At 57.0% G+C, this 725-nt stretch carries 1 protein-coding gene; it reads left to right on the top strand.

What is annotated here, in order from left to right:
* Positions 1–27: 27 nt before the first annotated feature.
* On the top strand, positions 28–725 hold a 698-nt coding region (locus tag EN780_RS36180; RefSeq protein WP_245500247.1), incomplete at its 3' end, for a UvrD-helicase domain-containing protein.

Genomic DNA, 725 nt, shown 5'->3' with positions numbered 1-725 from the left:
CACTATCATCAGCTGATATCTACCTGCTTGAAGCACATACGTGCCAGCCACCTCACGCTCGACATGCTGCTCGAACGTGCCAAGACCTTGCACGACAAGGAGCGTGCCAAATTGTTCGCTCGCGTGGTCTGGGCGATCACTCAGGGATATTCCCGAAAGCTCGAGGAAACGAAACGGATCGACTTCGATTCGATGATCGCGGATGCGGTCCGACTGGTCGAGACAGGCCGATATCGAAGCCCTTATTCGCTGATACTCGTGGATGAGTTTCAAGACATTTCCGAGCCGCGCGCTAACCTCATCAAGGCGCTCAAACAGCAGAAAGCGTTCAGCAAGGTCTTCGCGGTCGGAGACGACTGGCAGTCGATCTATCGCTTTGCCGGATCGGACATTACGATATTTACACGGTTCGAAGCGAACTTCGGGACCAGTTGGCAGGGGCGCCTTGAACAGACGTATCGCTGTAACCAGCTCATTGCCGAAACGGCCGCTAAGTTCGTCCAGCGCAACCCTGAACAGATCAAGAAGTCCGTCCGCTCAACGCGACCGGCCGTCCCGCGATCGATCCGTGTCATTCCCATTGAGGATAAGCGCGACAAGCCGGACTTTGCGGCGGCCTGCCAGCGCCTGCTCCAACGGCTTGATGCCGCTCTGGGTGCGATCGCCGACCGGTGGCGCGACGAAAAGCGCGACAAGCTTAAGGTTCTGGTTTTGTGGCGCTACAA

Origin of the sequence: Mesorhizobium sp. M4B.F.Ca.ET.089.01.1.1 (assembly GCF_004022605.1) — a bacterium.
In the GTDB taxonomy this organism is placed as follows: Bacteria; Pseudomonadota; Alphaproteobacteria; order Rhizobiales; family Rhizobiaceae; genus Mesorhizobium; species Mesorhizobium abyssinicae.
The sequence above is the reverse complement of the archived record's forward strand: the minus strand, read 5'-3'. Positions and strand labels throughout refer to the sequence as shown.